The following is a 1531-nucleotide window of genomic DNA, read 5'->3' as shown; positions in this document are numbered from 1 at the left end:
ATGTCCTTCTACTCTCAGCGGCTTGCCGTGATACTGTCCTGCACCGCGCTGATGCTTTCGCGAATGATGGATAGCCCCCGGCTCAGGTCAGCCTCGGTGATGGTGAGGGCAGTCATGAACTTCAGGACCTCACCGAACGAGCCAGCGGTCTCGATCACCAGGCCGCGGCGAAAAGCTTCCTGCGAGACAAGGCCCGGCAGCGAGTGGTGCTTTGATGATACGAGCCCGTACATCAATCCGCGGCCTCGTACACTCAGGCCTAGTTTTGGGAATTCGCCAGCGATCGACTTGAGTTCGTCAGCCAGAATCGCAGACTTGCGCGCGATCTCGTCCTCGAATTTGGAGTCGGACCAGTAGGTCACAAGAGCTGCACGAGCAGTAACGAAAGCATAGTTGTTGCCTCTGAACGTACCGGTGTGTGCGGCAGGCGCCCAAACATCAAGTTCAGGCTTGATGAGAACAAGGGCCATCGGCGTTCCGATCGCCGACAACGACTTGGACAGGGTAATGATGTCTGGCACGATCCCTGCCGCTTCAAAACTGAAGAATTTGCCCGTGCGACCGACACCGGCCTGGATGTCGTCGAGGATCATCAGGATCTCGTGCCGCGAGGTCAGCTCACGCAGCCGCTGCAGCCATTCAATGCTGGCAGCATTGATGCCCCCTTCACCTTGGACTGCTTCCAGGATCACCGCGGCGGGTTTATCGAGGCCACTATTCGGATCGTTGAGCAGCTTCTCGAAGTAATCGATCGTGTCTACTGAAGCGCCGAGATAACCCTCGTACGGCAATGACGTCACGTTCGCGAGGGGAAAGCCGGCAGCATTTCGGAACTCCTTGTTTCCGGTCGCCGCCAACGCTCCAGCGCTGACCCCGTGAAACGAGTTCGTAAACGAGACGATGTTTGACCTGCCGGTCACTTGGCGAGCCAGCTTCAGGGCCGCCTCGACTGCATTCGTACCCGTTGGACCGGTGAATTGCAATTTATAAGCCAGACCGCGGGGCTTCAGAATAAACTGTTCAAAAGCCTCAATGAAGGCCTTCTTGGCGGTCGTGGCAAGGTCGAGCCCGTGTACGATTCCGTCGCGCTCGATGTAATCCAACAAAGCTCTCTTGAAGGCCGGGTTGTTGTGCCCGTAATTCAGGGCGCCTGCACCCCCGAAGAAATCGAGGTATTCCCGACCATCTGCTGCGACGATGGTAGTGCCAATCCCGCGATCGAACAGCACCGGGAACGCCCGGACATAGCTGCGCACCTCTGACTCGAGGCGATCAAAGAGCGCGAGGCTTACGTCCTTCGCAGGTGTGAACTCCTTGTTCATAAGGCGAACTCCTTGTTGGCAGCCTGGCACCGTTTTAGGCCAGCTTATGTGAGGATCGGACCGCTTAGCGCCCGCTTGGTGAAATGTAGCGCGTTAGAAGCACTGCTTTACGCGAATGATCGCATCTCCAACGCAGGAAATTAGCGTTATTTCCTTGGATACGCATAGATGCGGCGATGTGCGGCGGGGAGGAGAAGATTTCCATTTCC

General features: G+C 56.9%; 1 protein-coding gene. It reads right to left on the bottom strand.

Annotation, left to right across the window (positions count from 1 at the left end; all coding sequences use genetic code 11):
* Positions 1-14: 14 nt before the first annotated feature.
* Positions 15-1322: a diaminobutyrate--2-oxoglutarate transaminase gene (ectB, locus tag AC1D10_RS35545; protein ID WP_477279980.1), complete on the bottom strand. Its 1308-nt coding sequence runs from the start codon at positions 1320-1322 to the stop codon at positions 15-17.
* Positions 1323-1531 lie beyond the last annotated feature (209 nt).

The organism is Mesorhizobium sp. P2_A8, from assembly GCF_056404935.1.
This window is presented reverse-complemented; position numbering and strand designations above follow the sequence as displayed.